The sequence below is a fragment of the Photobacterium jeanii genome, assembly GCF_001650345.1.
Taxonomy (GTDB): Bacteria; Pseudomonadota; Gammaproteobacteria; order Enterobacterales; family Vibrionaceae; genus Photobacterium; species Photobacterium jeanii.
Genome location: NZ_LVHF01000033.1, coordinates 738,815 through 759,218 on the forward strand (window position 1 = coordinate 738,815; position 20,404 = coordinate 759,218).

The following is a 20,404-nucleotide window of genomic DNA, read 5'->3' on the forward strand; positions in this document are numbered from 1 at the left end:
AGATATCCTTACCTATATATACCGATCTTTATTTCTCTGATACTCCGTCTACATAACTGATTATTGACGAGTATAAAAAATCTGCAAAATAAAAAAATCATATATAGTTAAATAAGTTCAATGGAAAAATGACACTCTCTAAACCATAGTGAAACTAGTCCTAGTAATTTGTTAATTAGGACGTTTGGAACAACTCAGAACAGGATGGATGCTGTTATGAAGAAAAAAGGTTGTGCGCGCATGGTTACAGGAACAATAGCATGTGCCACCATGCTATTTCTTGTCGGCTGTTCTTCAAATGATTTGCCAACATTACCATCATCGACTCCGCAGGCGTCACTTACTCAGAACATTAGCCAGTACAAATACTTAGTAGGTCCTGGCGACTCTCTTAATATCTTTGTTTGGGGTAACCCTGAGATTTCGGGCACCTTTGTTGTGCGACCTGACGGTATGTTATCAACTTCGCTGGTGGACGATGTACCAGCCTCTGGTAGGACGCCAACAGATTTAGCTAAAAGCCTTGAAATGCGATTAGCAGAGTATGTTCGGGACCCAATTGTAACTGTTATCGTGCAAGGTTTTGTTGGTCCTTACAGTGAACAAGTGCGCGTGATTGGGGAGGCATCTAAACCTAAAGCCATTAATTACCGTGAAAACATGACTTTGCTGGATGTGATGGTTGAGGTGGGTGGTTTAACCGAATATGCAGATGGTAATGATGCTCGCTTGATCCGTGTGGTTGATGGTCAGCAGCGTCAGTATGGTCTCAAAATGGCTGATTTATTACGTGATGGTCAAATCCGAGCCAACGTCGATATCTTGCCAGGTGACATCATTATTATTCCGGAAGCTTGGTTCTAGTCAGGGAAGGGAAGCAGATGCAAGAACAGCTTGATAATCTGATTCAGTATGCGCGTGGAGTGTGGTTAAAGCGTCGCTACGCCTTGATTGCCGCATGGATAATCTGCTTGCTTGGTTGGTCTGTGGTGACATTGTTGCCAAACCAATACACCGCCAATGCTCGTGTTTACGCCGATACTCGATCTATTTTGCAGCCTTTATTACGGGGTTTAACGATTGAAACCGATCCTTCGCAAGAAGTGGCTTTAATGGTGAAAACCTTGTTGAGTCGTTCTAACTTGGAAACCATTGCGCGTGATACGGATGCTGACATTCGAGCAACGAACAATGAAGAATATGAGGAAATACTAGAAGACTTAAAAACGAATATTCTTATTCGCTCGGCTGGGCGAGAAAATTTATTCACCATAAGTTATTCAGGGGATAATCCTCGATATGTGCGTGATGTGGTGCAATCTGCATTGAACGTGTTTGTAGAAAATGCACTTGGCGAAAAGCGTCAAGATACCGATCAAGCAAGCCAATTTATTGCGAGTCAAATTGAAGATTATGAAGCCCGACTGCTAAAAGCTGAAACTGGACTGGCTAAGTTTAAGCAGGAAAATGCAGGCTATATGCCGGGTTCTGAGCAGAATTACTACAACCGTTTAGAGCAACTAGAGTCTGAGTTGGAGTCTACACAGCTTAAATTGCGAGAGGTACGTACTCAGTTAGCCACCGCAAGAGGGCAATTGAGCAACGAACGTGCTTTGGCTTCTAAAAACATGTCGAGTATTCGTACTGAATACGATGAGCGTTTAGATGCGTTAGAAACTCGTTTAGATGCTTTATTGTTCCGCTTTACAGAAAAACACCCAGATGTAAAAGAAACTCGTCGTCAGATTGTTGATTTAAAAGCATTAAAGTCTGAATCGCAGCAAAGTGCTTCTGCATTGGGTGGGCGTGGTGATAGCTTGTTTAACGATTTAAAACTCTTTATTCGTCAGCTTGAAAATGAAGAAGCATCATTGAAAGTACGTGTCGCTAGCTATAACGAGAAATTGGCATTTTTAAGTGAAAAATTGGCAAAAATGCCACAAGTTGAAGCGAAAATGACAAACTTGATGCGTAGCTACGACATAACCAAGAATAAGTATGAGGAGCTGTTATCTCGTCGTGAATCTGCATTAATCTCGCAGAGTGTAGGTGCCGCAGCCGATGATATTAAGTTCAGAGTGATCGATCCGCCTCGTGTACCTACGGAGCCATCGGGTCCAATTCGTCCGCTATTACTGAGCATGGTGTTGGTAGTAGGCTTAGGTGCGGGGACTGGAGTTTCTTTCTTGAGCAGCCAAGTATCACCAGTGGTCACCTCGGCTAATCAGCTTTATCAAGCCACCAGCTTGCCAGTGTTTGGTTCCGTGTCAGCCACTGAACAGTCTGGTGTGGTGAAAAAGAATAAGCGACGCACCATTGTGTTTACGGTGATTGCCGTGTGTTTGATTTTGGTCTTTGCCACTTATATGGCGATGAACCTGATCCCATCCCTTCATTCGCGTTTGTTGTCGATCACGGAGTTGCTATGAGTACGATTGAAAAGGCGATGGGAAAGCATCGCAAGTCTGCGGATAAGCCAAATACCATTGCCGCAGCAATGAAAGCGCAAAAGAATAAAGCGCAACACCAGGTTCAAAAAGCAAAGCCTGAGCATGATGAAGCCCCGCAAGCGGAGACGTTAAACCCTGAAGTCGTTCTTGGGGCGACAACAACCAGTGAGGTTGGTTTAGCCGGTAGCGCAGCGCAACAGGTCAATAAAGCGAAAGTTCAGTCAACTCATGCTGAGCTGCCTAAAGGTGAATTGCCTAAAGGTGAATTGCTTAATATCGATACTGAACGGCTTAAGAAAATGGGTATGGTGATGCATACCGATGAGGCGGTGAATGTCAAAATTAACAATGAGTTTCGCTCCATCAAGCTGAAATTATTAGAGAATGCATTTGGAGCTGGTGCAGCTTATCACCAAAATGGCAATTTGGTGATGGTATCGAGCGCAATGCCTAATGAGGGTAAAACTTTTACAGCGGTAAACCTTGCGTTAAGCATGGCGTCTGAAAAAGATAAAACTGTACTGTTGATTGATGCGGATGTGATAAGGCCGAGTGTGAGTAATACACTGGGAATTGAAGATAAGCCGGGGTTGATAGATTACTTAGTCGGTGATGTTGAACAGCTATCAGACATCATCTACTCCACTAATATCCCTAACTTGAAGTTGATGCCTGCTGGGGCATTTCATCACTTAAATAACGAATTACTTGCCAGTAGTAAAATGGAAGTGTTAGCCACAGAGTTGGCTTCTCGTTATAGCGACCGCGTCGTTGTTTTCGATTGTCCTCCATTGCTTGGGGTTGTTGAAACGGTGACGTTATCGAAACTGCTCGGGCAAGCCATGATAGTGGTCGAGCAAGATAAAACCAAAATTGCTGATGTGAAAGCGGCGGTGTCGCAGTTAAACAAGGATATGGCAATTGGTTTCATTATGAATAAAGCCGTACGCGGAGCGTATAGTCAATACGGATATGGATATGGCTATGACTCGAAAGCGAAAAATACCTAATATTTATGTTATTGGAGCTGCAGCCTCTTTAATTTCATTGAGTGGATACTGTGCTGATGTGGTTTTTGAGCCCAGCGTGGATGCTGGCGTCATTTTCACAGATAACGTAGACCGAGAAAAAGATAAAATCCAAAGCGTGATCACCACAATCGGTGTGGGTTTACGAGCGAATGTAGATACCGCAGAAGGTTTTTTGAATCTTGATTATCGTCTTCGTCAGGCATTGTATAGTGATAATAGCGATAGAAATGAGCTTTTTAACGAGCTTGAATTTGCTGCGGAAAAAGGGCTTGGCTACAGCGGTTTCTTCGTAGATGGCAATGCCAGTATCGAGAACGTTGCTCTCTCATTAGATGACGATGCCGCGGCTGATATTTTCTCTGGTAATACAGTCGAGAACCAACGTGCAGAAATTGGTTTAGGCTATCGTAGTAACCCTTTAAGCCAAGTTGATCTTCAAGCGCGTGTTTTTACTCGTGTTAGTCGAAGCGGTGATCGCATTGGTGATTATAACGGTTATGGCGGTGCGGTCAGTTTTGCCAATGGTCAAAGCGTAAAAGATGTTTTCTGGCAAATAGATGCGTCTTACGACTACAAAAAAGGGCGTGAAGACGAAGTAGGGGATACTCGCTATACCGCACTGTCAGAAACTATCGGTTTGCAGACTATTTCCGGTTTCTCGCCATTACTGCGCTTAAATTATGAAAATCTTGAAGGTTCGAGTGATCTGAATAGCCGAAAAACAGTGAGTTGGGGGCCGGGTATACGCTATTTCTGGCATAAACGCTCTTATGCTGAGTTAAGTTACAACTTTTCTGAAGATGATGTAAACCCAGACTTTTGGGCTGGTGCAGTTAACTTTAATCCCACACCAAGAACACGCCTCTATCTTGAATATGGTAAGCGTTTCTTTGGTGACGCTTATGAATTCCTTTTTAGCCACCGTAACCGTCGTGTGACTAATACCATCAGCTATACCGAAGAACCAGTCAGTTTCGATCGAACAAACTTTACCATTGGCGATAAACCAGAAGATATTGTCCTTGTTCGTTTGCTTGATTGGACATCAGAACTGAATTTACGCCGTTCTAAATACAGTCTTTCAATCTTTGGTCGCCAAGAAGAAGCGCTAACCGTCTTTTCTGAGAATCAGGAAGAACGTTCGTACGGTACCCGCTTACGAGGCGAGCATAATCTTACCCGTCGATTCAAGATTGATGGTTTCGTTGAGTATTCCAAATATGATTTCGACCGTATAAATGGTTCCAATCAAAAAGATGACTATTACTTGCTCGGTGTTGGGGGAAGCTATCAGCACTATAAATATGTGACATCATCATTTGGCTATCGTCATAACACCCGCCGCTCAACGTTTGCGGGTAGTGAGTACGACGAAAATCGTCTGTATTACGACTTACAAGTGAGGTTCTGAATATGTATGAAGCGCATTTTGGTTTATCTGATAAACCGTTTAAATTGAGCCCAGACCCTCGCTTTTTCTTTGCGAGCCCACATCATGATAAAGCCGTGTCATATTTGCAGTATGGTTTGTCGCAGGGTGAAGGTTTTATTGTTATTACCGGGCCTATTGGTACAGGTAAAACCACATTAGCGCGTAACCTTCTTTCGCAAGTTGATGAATCTATTGTTGCGGTGCAAATCGCCACGACACGATTAACGCCTGATGAGCTCGTTCGTTTAGTTGCCGCTAAATTTAATTTAGAGATTGAAGGGCTCAGTAAAGCGGACATTCTCAAACGCATGGAAAGCTATTTATTGCAGCTTCATGCAATGGGCAAGCGTGCGTTACTCATTGTTGATGAAGCGCAGAATTTACCGGCTGAAACGGTTGAAGAGTTACGGATGCTGTCTAACTTCCAGTTAGATGATCAACCATTGATCCAAAGCTTCTTGCTGGGCCAAGAAGAGCTTAAAGGCATTATTGAATTGCCGGAAATGGAGCAGTTTCGTCAGCGGATCATTGCTTCTTGTCATCTAAAACCCTTTGACGAGCAACAAACTCGAGACTACATCAAGCATCGCCTTACGCAAGTAGGGTGGAGCGGTTACCCTGAGCTTGACGATGATATTTTTGCACGTATTGCTGAATATACTTCAGGTATACCTCGTAAGATAAATATCTTTGCGGATCGCTTGTTCTTGTATGCTTTTATGGCTGAACTGGCGGTAGTTAATCTAGATGCGGTTGAGCAAGTTGTCGAAGAAATGGGCGGAGAACTATCAGGCTCATTGGCAAAAAACAGTGCTGAAAATCTGCCTCAAGACGAGGTGAATGCAACGAAAGTGGGGCTTGAGCAGCCTGCAAACGCAGAACTTAATATTTCTCCACAGCAACAAGCACAATATCAAAAGAGTTTGAAAGTGCTAGATCAAGTCTCTGCAGTGCTTGATGACGTTATTCAAAGAAAAATCAGCACCATCCGCCATTTAGATAAATTGATTCGTCAGAAACGCAAGTTGCTTTCGGAAGATGATGTAGCGGCATCATCGGTACAAAAAAGCGAAACGGACGTAATACCAGAAGTACAAGCGAGCGATCCCGATCGCGTTTTAGAGTTGGCAAGTAGCAATACCGAAGATGCAAAGAGTGAACAAGCCAGCAAGCTAAAGCGCAAACATTGGTATCGTGCACTAATGAAAACGCAGGGGGAATGCTAGCAGCCTCATATCAGTACAAGATTTGTCGTGATAGTAAGCTAAAACGTCAAAATTCCCTTGATGAATAGCAATGTAAATAGGTATAGCGCCTTTGTTTTTGTATCCCTAGTAAGATTGTTTTACTATGCAGGCTCCCATGAAAATGGGGCCTGTTTTAAGACGTCTTATAGGAAGATTACATGAACCTCTCTCTACTTGATCAATCTCTTTTCGATCACCTTTACCGTGACATCACAGAGTTTCGATCAACGTTCGATCTTGATATCCAATCTCCAGCCACGCTAGATGACAAAGCTGATCAGCTTCATACCTCATTAGCGATCGAAGAAATGACTGAATTAGCTGAGGCTGATTCGTTGGTTGAGCAAGCTGACGCGATTGTTGATACGGTTTATGTATTGATGGGACGTTTAGTTCACCTTGGTGATGCGAAGGTGGAAGACAACATCGGTATTAGCTACCTGATTGATTTACTGCTAAATATTGCAAAACGCCTAAACATTGATTTCGTAAAATGTTGGGATGAAGTCCATTCAAGCAATATGAGCAAAGTATGTTGCAACATGTCTGAATTTGAAGACACTCAAAAGCACTACGCAGAGCAAGGTGTAGAAATTGCCGCTAGCGAGAAAGGTGAATTTATTATCGCTAAGTGTGCGAAAGATGTAGAGCTTGCAGGCAAGCTGATCCGTCAAGGTAAAGTATTAAAGTCGGTTTACTACCGTCCAGCAGATCTAGCGAAACTGGTATAAGCAGCGCAAAACAAGCTTGGAAGTATAACTAAGTACAACACATTGCAAGCTAACGAAAGCTTAGGTTTAAATTTAAGGGAAATGGAATGAATACATTTACTGTTAACGGCAGCACTATGCGTTACCTTGATCAAGGTGAAGGTCCTGTTTTATTGATGGGGCACAGCTATCTTTGGGATCACACTATGTGGGCACCACAGATCGAAGTGCTTAGCCAGCATTACCGTTGTATTGTGCCTGATCTATGGGCACACGGTGGATCTGATGCGGCACCGTCACAAACACTAACCTTGAAAGATTACGCGAAAGACTTGCTGGCGTTAATGGACCACCTAGCGATTGATTCATTTTCTGTAGTGGGCTTATCTGTTGGCGGCATGTGGGGTGCTGAATTGGCTGCATTAGCGCCAGAGCGTGTGAAATCATTAGTTATGATGGACACCTTCGTTGGTTTAGAACCTGAAGTTACTCACGCTAAATACTTCGGTATGCTAGATGCCATTACTGCTGCTGAACTTGTACCTGCACCAATCGTTGACGCTGTCGTGCCTATGTTCTTTGCGAAAGATGCAGAAACAGCATCACCTGAACTTGTTGCTCGTTTCCGCGCGTCTCTTTCTGAGCTAAAAGGTCAGCGTGCTGTTGATGTTGCGACTATTGGACGTAAGATTTTCGGCCGCCGCGAGATGTTTGATGATATCGAACAGTTCACTTTGCCAACGTTAATTATGGTAGGCATGGAAGATACACCACGCCCGCCGCTTGAAGCGCAATTGATGCATGACACAATCAAACACAGTGAGTATGTATTAATTCCGAAAGCGGGTCACATTAGTAACCTAGAGCAACCTCAGTTTGTGACTGACAAGCTTGTTGAGTTTTTAGCGAAAGTACATTAAGTAGCTTAGCTAAACTTCCACTTTTGCGTCAATTTCAAAGCCTCAAGCCTGAATAGGGTTGAGGCTTTATTTGTATCTGCTATATCCATTATTTCTCAATGGCTTCAAAGTAGAATTTGTAATCACGAACACCGTCTATTTAAAGCCTTTATTCCTTAACTCTATAGAGGCGGTAATTTGCTTGCTGATAAAGGTATAAAGCGTATAACTGAACATTGCTGCCGATATATTTCTGAGCATGGAATGTACAGCATAGGTCAAACGTGCCAGTAACATTCTGAATGTACTTCGATAAGCGATATACGCCTAAACGTGAAGCTAAATACTGTTAAATCTATTGATTACAAAGGATTTTCAACACATCAAACGGTAAGTGTAATGTTGTTATTGTTAATAGAATTTTGCTCATACTTTGACAAGAAAACATTCGGTGCATTGAGATCTTAAGCTCAAATCATCACTTAGGTGAATGATGTTCATTTTGTTGCATACTATCTTCTATGTGCTTTTAAGCACAATTATATAGGACATAACATAATGAAAAACGGATACAAACTCTCCGCTCTTGCCATCGCAATTATGGTTTCATCTTCGGTCTCCGCAAACGTTAATATTGAGCCAGACCCAATGAACTCGCCTTTCATTAAAGATGTTAAGGGCAATATCATTGAAGACTACTCTCCTCAACCTATTGAACCTGCAATTTTTTCCATGCGTATGTTCAGTGAAGTAGCTGTAGAGCGTGGTGATTGGTTTAACATGTCTGCTAATTACTCGAGTTTTCAAGGTGTCGGCGCAGACATCGTTTATGACTTCATGTTACCACCTCGTAAGCCACAACCTATTATCGTGGCGGTTTTAGACTCGGGCGTTGATATTGACCACGAAGATCTGAAGAACAAGCTTTGGGTCAATGAGGACGAGATACCTAATAATGGTATTGATGATGACAATAATGGCTACATTGACGATGTTCATGGTTGGAATTTCTTAGGCAACTCGCTAGGGGTTAATGTTGATCATGACACCGTAGAAGTGACTCGTGAGTACAAGAAGTATCTGGCGTTAAAAGAAAATAATGATTGGATTTCACCTGAAAAGCTTAAATATTATCAAGGTGTTGAAGCAGACTACCTAGAGAATGTTGAGCGTTACACCTCGGCTCTTGAGAAAGTAACCGAAGCAACTGAGGAAGCGAATGATTACAAAGAGCAGATTTTAGACGTAGTTGATCACAAAGACTTTACGGTTGAAGGTCTACAGAGTTTACTGGGTCACCCTAACTCAGAAGTCGCAGAGGCGGCGAAAGGTTTGATCAGTCTGTTTGAATCTTGGTACTCATTTGATTACTTAGCGTCTCGCACTAACAGTTATAAAGAGTCGTTGGATTATCATTATAATCTAGATTTTGATCCCCGCCGTGATGTTGTGATGGATGACATCAATAACCCGTGGGAAAAAGGTTACGGGAATAACGATGTAAAAGGCCCTGTTGGCGCACACGGGACTCATGTTGCAGGTATTATTGCTGCTGAACGTGGCAATGGTCTAGGTATTGATGGTATGGCTAATCATGCACAGATCATGGCGGTACGAATGGTGCCAAATGGGGATGAGCGTGATAAAGATATTGCCAATGCTGTGCGTTACGCAGTAGACAATGGCGCCAAGATCATCAATATGAGTTTTGGTAAGAATTACTCACCGCGTAAGAGTGTTGTAGATCATGCTTTCCGTTACGCAGCGCGCAAAGGTGTACTGATTGTCCATTCTGCGGGAAATAGTAAAACGGATAATGATATTAAGCCAAGCTTTCCGAACCGTTATGCTAAACACAATTGGTCTCGCCCAATCTCTACTTGGCTAGATGTTGGTGCGTCTGGCAAGTATGCTGATGACGCTATGGTAGCGAGCTTTAGTAACTTTGGGCAGGAAACCGTTGACGTTTTTGCTCCGGGTTATCGTGTATTATCATCTACACCAGGCAACACTTATGCAGCATACAGTGGTACCAGTATGGCGGCACCAGTGGTTTCAGGTGTTGCGGCGTTGGTATGGTCTCATTACCCAGATCTGACCGCACAAGAATTGAAACAGCTGCTAATGACTCAATCACGCACATATCCAGAATTGTTGGTTAAGAAACCTTCTTCTCCAACTGAGCTAGTACCGTTTAGTACCTTGTCTATTTCTGGAGGCATTGTGGATGCCGAAGCGATTTTCGCTAAGCTAGAAAATCGCTAAACGTTTAATGACAAAATGACGAGAGGCAGCGTTAGTGCTGCCTCTTTTTCCAGACTAAATTAGCAAAACCCTTGGTTAGTTTTGTCGATAAACAACGTATCCATATATTCACCTGATATCGATGTGTTGCCGAGTTTGATATCTAAAATCACTGTCAGGCTATAGCCATTATTTATCAATGGTTTCAAAGTAGAATTTGTAATCACGAACACCGTCTATTTGCACGCCTTTCTCTCTTAATTCAAGGTACTGCTGAAGCTTAATTGTTCTAAAATCCATCGACTTTAGCGCAAGAATGATGCGTAACTCATCCATTGAACGCGATTTAGCCGCAGAGCTACATGTACTACAAACAACATGCGTTTTCTCTTTAAAGCCAACCTTATTCAACCAGTTAAGATCTTTAGCTTCTTTACGCTCACCACAAAAGTAGCAATGGTTCTCTTGCTTCAAGGCCGCCTGTTCCCTTAACTCTTTGGGGCTCGGTGACTTGCTTGCTGATTGACTCGGCGGGGTAGCGTTCGCTTTTTTGTTACCGCTAAACTTAGAGAACTGAACGACATTAGACATTGGAATTGCTCTTACTCTTACTAAAAAAGGTGTACAGCGCATAGCTGAAACTTGCAGCTACGTGCCTTTACATTCTATTTGTGATGGTGTTGGTTAGTAATTTTTAGTCCATTCGAGTAATAAAGGTTTGCTCGTCATCCACAAAAGCGACAAAGCCGCCGTGATAGATAAACACCCGACCGCGTCCTTCAACTAGGCAGGCAAGTTGTGGGTTCAAATCTTCTTCGTTATTCTGACTTTGAAATGTGCCAGTATCGGTGATTACACCGCTGAGTGTAGGCAAATATCCATAAGTGCGCTTGGCTTGATCAATAAGGCTCAATTCGCTGGTAGTAGCGAAGCAAGAGGGGATCGCACCGGCATCTTCGATAAATATAGTTTTCAGTTCTTCAAAAGCTGTAATCACCAGCCAGTCGATGCCGTTCACATGATGGATAAACATAGATTTTCTCGATAATTTTGATGCGGAGATTTTATCACTATCAAGGGAGAACGTCGTAGAGATTTAGTTGTTAAAAGCGCTAATTCTATGCCATTTTCAGACAATCAATAGGACAACTTCAAACACGTTTTTGTCTCAAATGACACATTGTCGCAAAAAAAGCGAGTGCCATTTTCATAGCACTCGCTTTACTTATTTATGCATACCTAGCTTGTTACCAACTAGATACGCTGTGATCACAAACCCTAATCCTCAATATAGTTCTCGATGCTTGGGCAAGAACATACAAGGTTGCGGTCACCGAACACGTTATCGACGCGGTTAACTGTTGGCCAGTATTTGGCATCTTTGGTTTGTGCTGATGGGTAGCATGCGGTTTCGCGGCTGTATGGGTGTGTCCAATCTTGTTCTAACAGATCCACTTGGGTATGCGGTGCATTTACGAGTGGGTTGTCTTCAAGTGGCCATTCACCTTCTTGAACGCGTGCGATTTCTTGACGAATGGCAATCATCGCGTCACAGAAACGGTCAAGCTCAGCAAGATCTTCAGATTCCGTTGGCTCAATCATTAGCGTACCCGCTACAGGGAACGACATGGTTGGCGCGTGGAAACCGTAGTCCATTAGGCGCTTAGCAACGTCTTCTTCAGAAATACCAGATGCTTCTTTCAGCGGACGAATATCAATAATACATTCGTGAGCGATACGACCTTCAGTACCACGGTAAAGAACAGGGTAGTGTGGACGTAGACGCTCCATTACGTAGTTGGCATTTAAGATAGCAAGTTTGGTTGCTTCAGTTAGCCCTTGTTCACCCATCATCGCGATGTAAGCGTACGAGATCGGCAGGATAGACGCTGAGCCCATGTTAGCTGCCGATACTGCGTATTGAGGCTGATCACTTTCTGCGTGCTCAACGTGGCCCGGAATAAACGGTGCTAGGTGAGATTTCACACCAATAGGTCCCATACCCGGACCGCCACCACCGTGTGGAATACAGAAGGTCTTGTGCAGGTTAAGGTGAGAAACGTCAGAACCAATGAAGCCCGGGTTGGTAAGGCCAACCTGCGCATTCATGTTCGCACCATCAAGGTAAACCTGACCGCCAGCTTCATGAACAAGGTCACATACTTCACGCACCGCTTCTTCATATACGCCGTGGGTAGAAGGGTAGGTGATCATGATGCAAGATAGGTTTTCGCGGTGTTTTTCGATCTTCGCTTTCAGATCTTCAACATCAATGTTGCCTTGATCATCACAGCCAACCACAACAATCTTCATTGATACCATTGCCGCAGATGCAGGGTTAGTGCCGTGCGCAGAGCTTGGGATCAAACAGATATTACGGTGGCCTTCACCGTTTGCTTGGTGGTAGCGCTGAATCGCGATAAGACCTGCATACTCACCTTGTGCGCCAGAGTTTGGCTGGAGCGAGAAGGCATCGTAGCCAGTTACTTCACAAAGCATTTTTGATAGCTTGCTGGCTAACTCATCATAACCTTGGGTTTGATGGGTTGGGGCAAATGGGTGAAGCGCGCCAAATTCAGGCCAAGTTACTGGGATCATCTCGGCTGCGGCGTTTAGTTTCATGGTACAGCTACCCAGTGGGATCATGCCGTGAGTTAATGAGTAGTCTTTGTTTTCCAACTTCTTCATGTAACGCATCATTTGTGTTTCGCTGTGGTAGCTGTTGAACACAGGGTGCGTAAGGAAATCGGTGGTGCGGCGACAGTTTTCAGGGATCGCGGCAAATTCATCAGCAGCGATATCAGCAGTGAACATCGATGCTTGAAGTTTGTTACCCGTTAGGATGTAAAGCAGCTCTTCAACATCCGCCACTTTAGTGGTTTCATCAAGGCTAACGCCAAGTTGACCATTCAGTTTGCGTAGGTTGATACCTGCATCAAGCGCTTGTTGGTATAACGCATCGGTTTTATTGCCTGTGTTTAAGGTGATGGTATCGAAGAAGTGTGGGTTAGCCAGCTCGATGCCAGAATTACGTAAACCTGCAGCCAAAATTGCAGTTAAGTGGTGTACACGACGACCAATCTTACGTAGTCCTTCAGGACCGTGGTACATAGCGTAGAACGCAGCCATGTTGGCAAGTAGCGCTTGCGCCGTACAGATGTTAGAGGTCGCTTTCTCGCGGCGAATATGTTGTTCACGAGTTTGCATTGCCATGCGCAGTGATTGGTTGCCTTTGGCATCTTTCGATACGCCAATGACACGACCCGGCATGGTACGTTTGTGTTTGTCTTTGGTTGCCATGAAGCCCGCGTGAGGACCACCAAAGCCCATTGGTACACCAAAGCGTTGTGCACTACCTACAACAACATCTGCGCCCATTTCACCCGGTGATTTTAATAGGGTGAGTGATAATAAATCAGCAGCGACAGTGACCAATGTTTTCTTGGTGTGGGCTTTTTCGATGATCTCAGTTAGATCTTGTACATGACCAGTGGTGCCTGGGTATTGGAGCAGGGCGCCGAATACGTCATGGTTGTCTAGCTCGTCGGCTGTGCCAGTGATCAGTTCGAAACCGATGAACTCTGCACGGGTGCGAACGACATCAAGGGTTTGTGGGTGAATGTCGTTGGCAATGAAGAAAGCTTTGCTTTTGTTCTTCCCTGCACGTTGGCACAACGTCATGGCTTCGGCTGCCGCAGTCGCTTCATCAAGCAATGATGCATTAGCCAGTTCCATACCCGTAAGATCCATCACCATTTGTTGGTAATTTAGTAGTGACTCAAGGCGACCTTGAGAGATCTCTGGTTGGTATGGGGTGTAAGCTGTGTACCAACCTGGGTTTTCTAGTACGTTGCGAAGTACAACATTAGGGGTGAAGGTGTTGTAGTAACCTTGGCCGATAAAGCTGCGATTAATGATGTTCTTATTCGCGATAGCTTTTAGCGATGCCAGCATGTCGGCTTCACTTTGGGCTGGATCGAGCTGCATAGGTTCGGGTAGGCGAATGCCCGCTGGGACGGTTTGCTCAATGAGCTGCTCAACACTGTCGGCACCAATGGCTTCTAGCATCACTTGTTGCTGTGCTGCATCTGGGCCATTGTGACGTCCCGCAAAATCCTTGTCATCACTCAGAGAGTGAAGAAGCGTCATATCGGTCATGGTTCTTTCCTGAACAGTTACAACCAATGCTAGGTAGCATCGATTTATTTGATCTCGCTATGGTGATACCTATGCCAATTCACTTTAGATCATACGGTTACTCATCTTAACCGTAGTCTGTACATCGGGGAGTCGGAATTGGCATAGGTATAAGTCAATTTTCAGCTGTGCTAGCTTTCGAATACGGGCTGAAAAATTGGTGCTATCGGCTTACACTATTTCTAGATGACGTGCTGTGACAGCATCGTTTCTTAATAGCAGAAAAGGCAGATGAAAGCCGATAGCTGAACAATCATTAGCTAATGATTAGTCTTCGATGGTTTCTAGGTATTTTTCGCCATCGATAAGCTTAGCTAGTTCTTCAACATCTTCGATTTTGATTTTAGCAATCCAACCGCCTTCGTACGGTTCTTCGTTCACTAGCTCTGGGCTTTCTTCTAGTTCTTCGTTGATTTCAACGATTTCACCCGTTACAGGTGCGTAAATGTCAGAGGCCGCTTTGACAGATTCAACAAGAGAGAAAGTCTCGCCAGCTTCAGTAGAATCGCCCACTTCAGGAAGATCCACGAATACCACATCACCTAGTAGGCCTTGAGCGTGGTTTGAAATACCCATAGTGATAGTGCCGTCACCATTGTCGCGTACCCACTCGTGGCTCTCTGTGAATTTCAGTGTATTTTCCATTTGTATCTCCTTGCGCAATGTTTCCACTTTCAATGTAGATATCAGCGTTCCAAAGCCAACGCTGATTATTTATTTTTGGGTTGATAACCACTAAATGGCACCTAACAAGTGCGTAACATACAACGCTATAAACTGGTTATCAAACGAAAATTTCCAATAGTGGAACATTACACGGCTTAATCTTCTTAAATCAAGGCAAACGTTTGCGCTTTGTTGTTGAGAAATTTATCATCGAGACGTTTTGTGATTTTGAATGATTAATAGCTAAGTATTAGATATTGTTTGGTAAATTCATGTGCCACTATATTTTTTAAGGGCTGCAAGATGAATTTAAACCTATTAAGTATGATATAAATACCCACAATTAAGGCAAACTGCCGAGAAGAGAATTAATTTTTCAGCTAAAGTTTCCAATAGGAAACTTTATTTGAATTCTGTTGGTGAAGTCATAGATTTTAGACCATGAAATGGTTTAGTTTTGTACCTGATTTGCAAACTGAAATCAGTGCCACCGCCAAGGAGGGGTGTAATGAGCGAGGAAGCGCAACACGATATTTATCCATCTATGACGGTGGCGAAAGAGTGTGGAAATTCGCAAATTGAGCCGTTGCAATTGGGTAAGCGGTTAAAGGAAATTCGCATGTCACATGGCTTAACACTAGAAGAAGCCAGCAAGCGAACAGGTTTGGCGCGCTCAACCTTATCTAAAATTGAAAACGAACAAATTTCACCAACATTCCAAGCGATGCAAAAGTTGGCTGGTGGCTTAAATGTTGATATGCCACAGCTTTTTGCACCTCCGCGTCAAACTCGCACCACGGGTAGAAGAGATATCACTCGTGATAACGAAGGCAAGCCGCATCCAACATCGACTTACGAACATGAGTTGCTAGCTACTCAATTGACCAATAAGAAGATGATGCCGTTTAAGTCCCAAGTGCGGGCGCGAGAATTTAAAGATTATCCAGATTGGATCCGTCATGATGGAGAAGAGTTTTTACTTGTGCTGTCGGGTGAAATCACCTTCTTTTCTGAGTTTTATGAGCCTGTGAATTTAGCGCAAGGTGATTCAGTTTATTACGATGCCAATATGGGGCATATGCTGGTTTCAGTCAGCGAAGACGATGCGCATATACTGTGGGTGACGGCCTCTTAAGGAAAATAATATTTTGATAAATCGTCGTTTGATTTCGCTACTTTCTAAATTGAGTTTATATTTCTAGTACTTACTGCTCTTTAGATTCTTGTTAGTTTAATGAAGGCAGTTATTTCGGAATCACGATTTATAGGATTTTAAAGCATTATTTCGTAGCTAGTTAAGGCGATTTGAAAACACCAAAAGCGTCACAAGACGAGAGGCTAGCGACGAGAAATTGCGGGCTGCAACAATTACAAAACAATTAATGTTAATAATTTGCGTTGTATCACGTTGCTATCTGGCATTTGTGTAACGTGATATCGATAAAAACAGAGCATGATCACACCTTGCTCTCATAATGAAATGGATAACAGTCGCGCGCAGCGACTTATGGAGAAAGTAAAGATGTCACAAGAACTTCTGGTAACACCATTGCATGCACTGCATATCGAAATGGGCGCGAAAATGGTGCCGTTTGCAGGCTATGACATGCCAGTTCAATACGCATTAGGTGTTCGTAAAGAGCACTTACATTGTCGTGAGCATGCTGGGTTGTTTGATGTTTCTCACATGGGTCAATTGCGCTTGCACGGTGCGGATGCGGCTAAAGCAATCGAAGCTTTGGTGCCGGTTGATATCATCGATTTACCAGAAGGTAAGCAGCGTTACGCGTTCTTTACCAATGAGCAAGGCGGGATTTTAGATGATCTTATGGTGACCAATTTTGGTGATCACTTGTTTGTGGTGGTGAATGCTGCTTGTAAGGAGCAAGATATTGCCCATATCAAGGCAAACCTACCACAAGGTGTTGAACTTGAGATTATTGAAGATCGTGCATTGCTTGCTCTACAAGGTCCTAAAGCTGCGGATGTATTGGCGCGTTTGAACCCTGCCGTCAGCGATATGGTGTTTATGGATGCAACCAAACTTGAGCTACAGGGTGTGGAATGTTACGTCAGCCGCTCTGGTTACACGGGTGAAGACGGTTACGAAATCTCAGTACCGAACGATAAAGCAGATGCGTTAGCGCGTGAACTACTAGCGTTTACTGAAGTAGAGTGGATTGGCCTTGGCGCACGTGACTCATTGCGTTTGGAATGTGGCTTGTGTTTGTACGGCCACGATATCGATACGACGACGACACCAGTGGAAGCAAGTCTGCTATGGGGCATTAGTAAAATTCGCCGAACTGATGGTGAGCGTGCAGGTGGTTTCCCTGGTGCTGATATCATTCTTGATCAAATTCAAACAAAAGACGTAGCACGTAAGCGTGTGGGGCTGCTTGGGCAATCTAAAGCGCCAGTGCGTGAAGGGAGCAAGTTGTTTGATGCTGACGATAACGAAATCGGGATTGTAACTAGCGGTACTTTTGGTCCATCAAAAGGTGCCCCAGTAGCAATGGCTTATGTAAAAACAGATCTAGCCGCGATTGGTACTGAAGTATTTGCTGAAGTGCGTGGTAAGAAATTACCAATGACGGTTGAGAAGATGCCGTTCGTACCACAGCGCTACTACCGTGGTTAAGCGATAACACCTTACCTGTAAACTTTAGCCTGTAAATTTGTAGGTAAATAGCTGTAAGACCAAAGGGGCGAACTTCGCCCCTTTTGTCGTTCGTATCAGTCTGTAGTAGCCTACTAAAGCTCTCTTTTGATTTTTCCTTCTTTGTTATCTGAACTCTTCCCTAATCAACAATCCTGATATTGCTTGCTTCAACCGCTGTTAGCAGCGACTGCGCATAAGGCTTTAGTTGCGTGTTTGCTGTGGGAATATAATCCGCCAGTGCTCCAGCGAGTGAGCCTTGTAGCATTTCTAGTTCTAACTTTTCTTTGTCTGTCTGGGCGGTGAATAACATGCCGTTTAATTCTCTTTCGACCCACTTTTGGTAACTGTTTGGATGAGAGCTAAGGACTGCCAAGGTGACCTCTGGGTGCATGATAATGGCTTGCGCGAGTAGGGGAGAGACTTCACCACTGATTGCCCCATCACGCTGAAGCCAAATCTCCCCCAAGGTATTAATGAGTGGGAGTACAGAGTCGGTGTCCTGAGTGAGTAGTGAAGTTTCAATGTGTTGGTAGTTACCACTAAACCAACTTAAATTTATTGCGGTTCTTATTTCTACTGAGTTAGTTGGCGTGGTTGCTAACGAGTTTGCACTGAAACTCAAACCTAGAACGAGGAACAAAGGTGCAATTGAGAAACTAAATCGATTACTGCAGATAGCGTAGTGTTTCATTCTATTCTATTAAGTTGTTGTAAATAGAATAAATAGTGAAGGTTATGTCGATGAGTTACATCTGAATGTTCACTGCATGAGTTTATTTCCGAAAATCACTCCCACTAATAATGATCAAATATCAAAAATGCATATAAAGTTGAGAGCAATATCACCTTTTATATTTCGAGTTAGCTGAAATGAAAGAGGATTGCAGAGCGATAACTATACCGTTTGAATAAATTATTCTTGGCTGGTAAATGATGCGTTTAATTTAAAAGAAGTTGGTCGTGCTCTTCATTATTGCCTTTAAGTTTCAATTGACGGGGAAGGAAAGGGCTTTGATTGCGAAAAGGTGCATGTTGCTTGTTATGCGCGAAAGTGAATGAAAACGCAGTGTGCGCTTCTTTCATTCACTTATGCGGATAAATAACAATTGTTCAGTAAAAACCATGTTAATGAGTTAGGTTTTTGTAAGCTGACTTAAACATAAGTTTGAAGCCTTCTTGGGTTAGGTCTTTACCACTCATGCCAGCTTTGTTAAGACGGCGGTAACACTCGCCTAGTGCAGCAATTACAGCTTCTTGGTGTTGCTCTTTAAGTTGCTTTCTGTTCATTTTTACCTCATTAAATGTCCGTTTATCCGCTATGGCATCTTATTTTACATATCAGTAACCGATCTTTAGTTAACCTAACCTGAATAGAAGCTCTAACGCATACTTTTTGTGTATGCCATTGCGCTATTGTTATTTGTTAACTGGATTCGATGGTTAAAAACAATGCTCATAACGTTGGGTAAGATTAGTTATTTATGAAATTATTAATGTCAAAGCTATGTCAGGTTTTATTAAAAAATACTTATTGATATATAAATTAAACCATAAGTAATTTGGTTTAATATCGACCCAAGCTTTTAATTGTTTGATAGTTCACTCATTAAATTTTTCACATGTAGACACTTATGTCTGCATAAACATATTCGGTTAAAACTGGTTAGATGTCATGCAGCACCGTTTTGCTATTGTGAAACACGGTGAGGCATCTCCAAATAAAAGAATGATTTTACGGATGTTTCTTTCATTTCTTGGGAGCTGTTGATACAAGCCCTGTCAGAGTTGATTTGTTTGAAGAAATTAAGAATATATTTAATTGTTAAATTTCTTAATAAATCAAACAAGGTTTGTTGTTGAATAAGAAAGGACGTTTGCGTAATGAAAAAATTGATGATGAGTTCATTGTTTGCGATGGCAATGGCGGCACCAGCTATTGCTGCACCACAATTTGCGGTAGAAGTTAGCCAACCTACCGTTAATAAGTTGCTTTCATCAGCCTCGGGAATTGTTGCTACTGAAGGGCGCTTATACGCAATTGGCGATGATGCCATGTGGTTTTATACGTTAGGCCCTGAGTTCAATATCGCTGAAAAAGCGCTGATTAAGCGTTACCCAGTTAAAGAAAATGGTCGTATAAAGAAAAAAGTGAAGCCAGACTTTGAAGCAATGGCTGAAATTGACTATCACGGTCAAACAGCATTCTTATTGCTAGGTTCAGGTAGTAAGGAAAAAGTCCGTGAATGGGGCTTTATTATGACGGCTGATAATCAACTAAAAGTTGAGCGTTCGATGGCGCCGCTTTACAAACAGCTTTATCAAGCCGCAGGATTTAGCGGTGACCAAGAACTAAACATTGAAGGTTTAGCTGTAGCGAACGACAAAGCTTTTATTTTGAACCGTGGTAATTCAGGTACAAATGTTATTTTCTCAATTGAAAGCGATAAATTACTGGCTTACATGAAAGGTGAAAGCCAACAACTGAACAATATTCAAGTGTACCCAGTAACACTGCCTGTATTGGATGGATTTGAAGCCGGGCTTTCAGGTGCTGAATATTGGCCTGAAGCCAACAGCTTGATCTACTCGGCATCTATTGAAGCGACGGGCGATGCCTATAATGACGGTGAAATTCTAGGTAGCTACGTTGGTGTTGTTGCGCTCTCAGATTTAAAAGCGGGCGTTATGAATGATCTTAGCAGTCAGACTGAAGCAATTTTCGCAGATGGCAAACGTGTGATCACCAAAGTTGAGTCAGTAGGCATTAAGCAAAGCACTAAAGGTAAAGTGACTGGCGTGCTAGCAAGCGATAATGATGACGGTACAAGCGAATTCTTTAACTTCACACTAAACGCTAAGTAAGCGA

17 protein-coding genes are annotated in these 20,404 nt (G+C 43.1%); 11 read left to right on the top strand and 6 right to left on the bottom strand.

Going from position 1 to position 20,404, the window contains the following annotated elements:
• Positions 1 to 216: 216 nt before the first annotated feature.
• The 8 genes from A3K86_RS20705 to A3K86_RS20740 all read left to right on the top strand — a co-directional run bounded on the left by A3K86_RS20705 (position 217) and on the right by A3K86_RS20740 (position 10,034).
• The gene (locus A3K86_RS20705) at positions 217 to 864 is read left to right on the top strand and encodes an XrtA/PEP-CTERM system exopolysaccharide export protein (protein WP_198160449.1); all 648 of its coding nucleotides are present in this window, start codon (positions 217 to 219) and stop codon (positions 862 to 864) included.
• A gap of 17 nt (positions 865 to 881) precedes the next feature.
• Positions 882 to 2,429, top strand: a complete 1,548-nt coding sequence (locus A3K86_RS20710) for an XrtA system polysaccharide chain length determinant (RefSeq protein WP_068336038.1) — start codon at positions 882 to 884, stop codon at positions 2,427 to 2,429.
• Positions 2,426 to 3,460, top strand: a complete 1,035-nt coding sequence (locus A3K86_RS20715; protein WP_068336042.1) for an XrtA-associated tyrosine autokinase — start codon at positions 2,426 to 2,428, stop codon at positions 3,458 to 3,460. The genes A3K86_RS20710 and A3K86_RS20715 overlap by 4 nt, the downstream gene beginning before the upstream one ends.
• Positions 3,429 to 4,892, top strand: coding sequence for a TIGR03016 family PEP-CTERM system-associated outer membrane protein (locus tag A3K86_RS20720; RefSeq protein WP_162844311.1), 1,464 nt, complete (start codon positions 3,429 to 3,431; stop codon positions 4,890 to 4,892). The genes A3K86_RS20715 and A3K86_RS20720 overlap by 32 nt, the downstream gene beginning before the upstream one ends.
• Before the next feature lie 2 nt (positions 4,893 to 4,894).
• A complete protein-coding gene (locus A3K86_RS20725; RefSeq protein WP_068336046.1) occupies positions 4,895 to 6,139 on the top strand; it encodes an XrtA/PEP-CTERM system-associated ATPase in 1,245 nt (414 codons plus the stop codon).
• 179 nt (positions 6,140 to 6,318) lie between these two features.
• Complete coding sequence (locus tag A3K86_RS20730; RefSeq protein WP_068336049.1) at positions 6,319 to 6,891, top strand: nucleoside triphosphate pyrophosphohydrolase family protein; 573 nt, start codon at positions 6,319 to 6,321, stop codon at positions 6,889 to 6,891.
• Positions 6,892 to 6,977: 86 nt separating this feature from the next.
• A complete protein-coding gene (locus tag A3K86_RS20735) occupies positions 6,978 to 7,790 on the top strand; it encodes an alpha/beta fold hydrolase (RefSeq protein WP_068336052.1) in 813 nt (270 codons plus the stop codon).
• 537 nt (positions 7,791 to 8,327) lie between these two features.
• Positions 8,328 to 10,034 carry a S8 family peptidase gene (locus A3K86_RS20740; protein ID WP_068336055.1) on the top strand — a complete coding sequence of 569 codons (1,707 nt, stop codon included), beginning with the start codon at positions 8,328 to 8,330 and terminating at the stop codon, positions 10,032 to 10,034.
• A gap of 168 nt (positions 10,035 to 10,202) precedes the next feature.
• On the opposite strand, the gene A3K86_RS20745 is transcribed toward A3K86_RS20740, so the two are convergent.
• The 4 genes from A3K86_RS20745 to gcvH form a co-directional block, all read right to left on the bottom strand.
• Positions 10,203 to 10,604: a hypothetical protein gene (locus A3K86_RS20745; RefSeq protein ID WP_068336059.1), complete on the bottom strand. Its 402-nt coding sequence runs from the start codon at positions 10,602 to 10,604 to the stop codon at positions 10,203 to 10,205.
• Positions 10,605 to 10,707: 103 nt separating this feature from the next.
• Positions 10,708 to 11,046, bottom strand: coding sequence for a cytosolic protein (locus tag A3K86_RS20750; protein ID WP_068336062.1), 339 nt, complete (start codon positions 11,044 to 11,046; stop codon positions 10,708 to 10,710).
• A 245-nt stretch (positions 11,047 to 11,291) separates the two neighbouring features.
• Complete coding sequence (gene gcvP, locus A3K86_RS20755; RefSeq protein ID WP_068336065.1) at positions 11,292 to 14,171, bottom strand: aminomethyl-transferring glycine dehydrogenase; 2,880 nt, start codon at positions 14,169 to 14,171, stop codon at positions 11,292 to 11,294.
• A gap of 306 nt (positions 14,172 to 14,477) precedes the next feature.
• The gene (gcvH, locus tag A3K86_RS20760; RefSeq protein ID WP_068336068.1) at positions 14,478 to 14,855 is read right to left on the bottom strand and encodes a glycine cleavage system protein GcvH; all 378 of its coding nucleotides are present in this window, start codon (positions 14,853 to 14,855) and stop codon (positions 14,478 to 14,480) included.
• 529 nt (positions 14,856 to 15,384) lie between these two features.
• Between gcvH and A3K86_RS20765 the strand changes: the two genes are divergently transcribed.
• Together A3K86_RS20765 and gcvT are read left to right on the top strand one after the other, a co-directional pair.
• Positions 15,385 to 16,011 (top strand): helix-turn-helix domain-containing protein, encoded by a 627-nt coding sequence (locus A3K86_RS20765; protein ID WP_068336070.1) that lies wholly within the window; start codon positions 15,385 to 15,387, stop codon positions 16,009 to 16,011.
• Positions 16,012 to 16,398: 387 nt separating this feature from the next.
• Positions 16,399 to 17,517 carry a glycine cleavage system aminomethyltransferase GcvT gene (gene gcvT, locus A3K86_RS20770; RefSeq protein ID WP_068336073.1) on the top strand — a complete coding sequence of 373 codons (1,119 nt, stop codon included), beginning with the start codon at positions 16,399 to 16,401 and terminating at the stop codon, positions 17,515 to 17,517.
• 160 nt (positions 17,518 to 17,677) lie between these two features.
• Here gcvT and A3K86_RS20775 read toward each other — a convergent pair whose 3' ends face one another.
• Together A3K86_RS20775 and A3K86_RS22890 are read right to left on the bottom strand one after the other, a co-directional pair.
• Complete coding sequence (locus A3K86_RS20775) at positions 17,678 to 18,229, bottom strand: hypothetical protein (protein ID WP_068336076.1); 552 nt, start codon at positions 18,227 to 18,229, stop codon at positions 17,678 to 17,680.
• A 434-nt stretch (positions 18,230 to 18,663) separates the two neighbouring features.
• A complete protein-coding gene (locus A3K86_RS22890; protein WP_162844312.1) occupies positions 18,664 to 18,825 on the bottom strand; it encodes a hypothetical protein in 162 nt (53 codons plus the stop codon).
• Between the two features lie 594 nt (positions 18,826 to 19,419).
• Between A3K86_RS22890 and A3K86_RS20780 the strand changes: the two genes are divergently transcribed.
• Positions 19,420 to 20,400, top strand: coding sequence for a DUF6929 family protein (locus A3K86_RS20780; protein ID WP_068336080.1), 981 nt, complete (start codon positions 19,420 to 19,422; stop codon positions 20,398 to 20,400).
• The last annotated feature ends 4 nt before the right edge of the window (positions 20,401 to 20,404 follow it).

Excerpts from the sequence above, each read along its gene's own strand:
- A3K86_RS20705 (WP_198160449.1), top strand. The coding sequence starts at position 217 with ATGAAGAAAAAAGGTTGTGCGCGCATGGTTACAGGAACAATAGCATGT.
- A3K86_RS20710 (WP_068336038.1), top strand. The coding sequence starts at position 882 with ATGCAAGAACAGCTTGATAATCTGATTCAGTATGCGCGTGGAGTGTGG.
- A3K86_RS20715 (WP_068336042.1), top strand. The coding sequence starts at position 2,426 with ATGAGTACGATTGAAAAGGCGATGGGAAAGCATCGCAAGTCTGCGGAT.
- A3K86_RS20720 (WP_162844311.1), top strand. The coding sequence starts at position 3,429 with ATGGCTATGACTCGAAAGCGAAAAATACCTAATATTTATGTTATTGGA.
- A3K86_RS20725 (WP_068336046.1), top strand. The coding sequence starts at position 4,895 with ATGTATGAAGCGCATTTTGGTTTATCTGATAAACCGTTTAAATTGAGC.
- A3K86_RS20730 (WP_068336049.1), top strand. The coding sequence starts at position 6,319 with ATGAACCTCTCTCTACTTGATCAATCTCTTTTCGATCACCTTTACCGT.
- A3K86_RS20735 (WP_068336052.1), top strand. The coding sequence starts at position 6,978 with ATGAATACATTTACTGTTAACGGCAGCACTATGCGTTACCTTGATCAA.
- A3K86_RS20740 (WP_068336055.1), top strand. The coding sequence starts at position 8,328 with ATGAAAAACGGATACAAACTCTCCGCTCTTGCCATCGCAATTATGGTT.
- A3K86_RS20745 (WP_068336059.1), bottom strand. The coding sequence starts at position 10,604 with ATGTCTAATGTCGTTCAGTTCTCTAAGTTTAGCGGTAACAAAAAAGCG.
- A3K86_RS20750 (WP_068336062.1), bottom strand. The coding sequence starts at position 11,046 with ATGTTTATCCATCATGTGAACGGCATCGACTGGCTGGTGATTACAGCT.
- gcvP (WP_068336065.1), bottom strand. The coding sequence starts at position 14,171 with ATGACCGATATGACGCTTCTTCACTCTCTGAGTGATGACAAGGATTTT.
- gcvH (WP_068336068.1), bottom strand. The coding sequence starts at position 14,855 with ATGGAAAATACACTGAAATTCACAGAGAGCCACGAGTGGGTACGCGAC.
- A3K86_RS20765 (WP_068336070.1), top strand. The coding sequence starts at position 15,385 with ATGAGCGAGGAAGCGCAACACGATATTTATCCATCTATGACGGTGGCG.
- gcvT (WP_068336073.1), top strand. The coding sequence starts at position 16,399 with ATGTCACAAGAACTTCTGGTAACACCATTGCATGCACTGCATATCGAA.
- A3K86_RS20775 (WP_068336076.1), bottom strand. The coding sequence starts at position 18,229 with ATGAAACACTACGCTATCTGCAGTAATCGATTTAGTTTCTCAATTGCA.
- A3K86_RS22890 (WP_162844312.1), bottom strand. The coding sequence starts at position 18,825 with ATGAACAGAAAGCAACTTAAAGAGCAACACCAAGAAGCTGTAATTGCT.
- A3K86_RS20780 (WP_068336080.1), top strand. The coding sequence starts at position 19,420 with ATGAAAAAATTGATGATGAGTTCATTGTTTGCGATGGCAATGGCGGCA.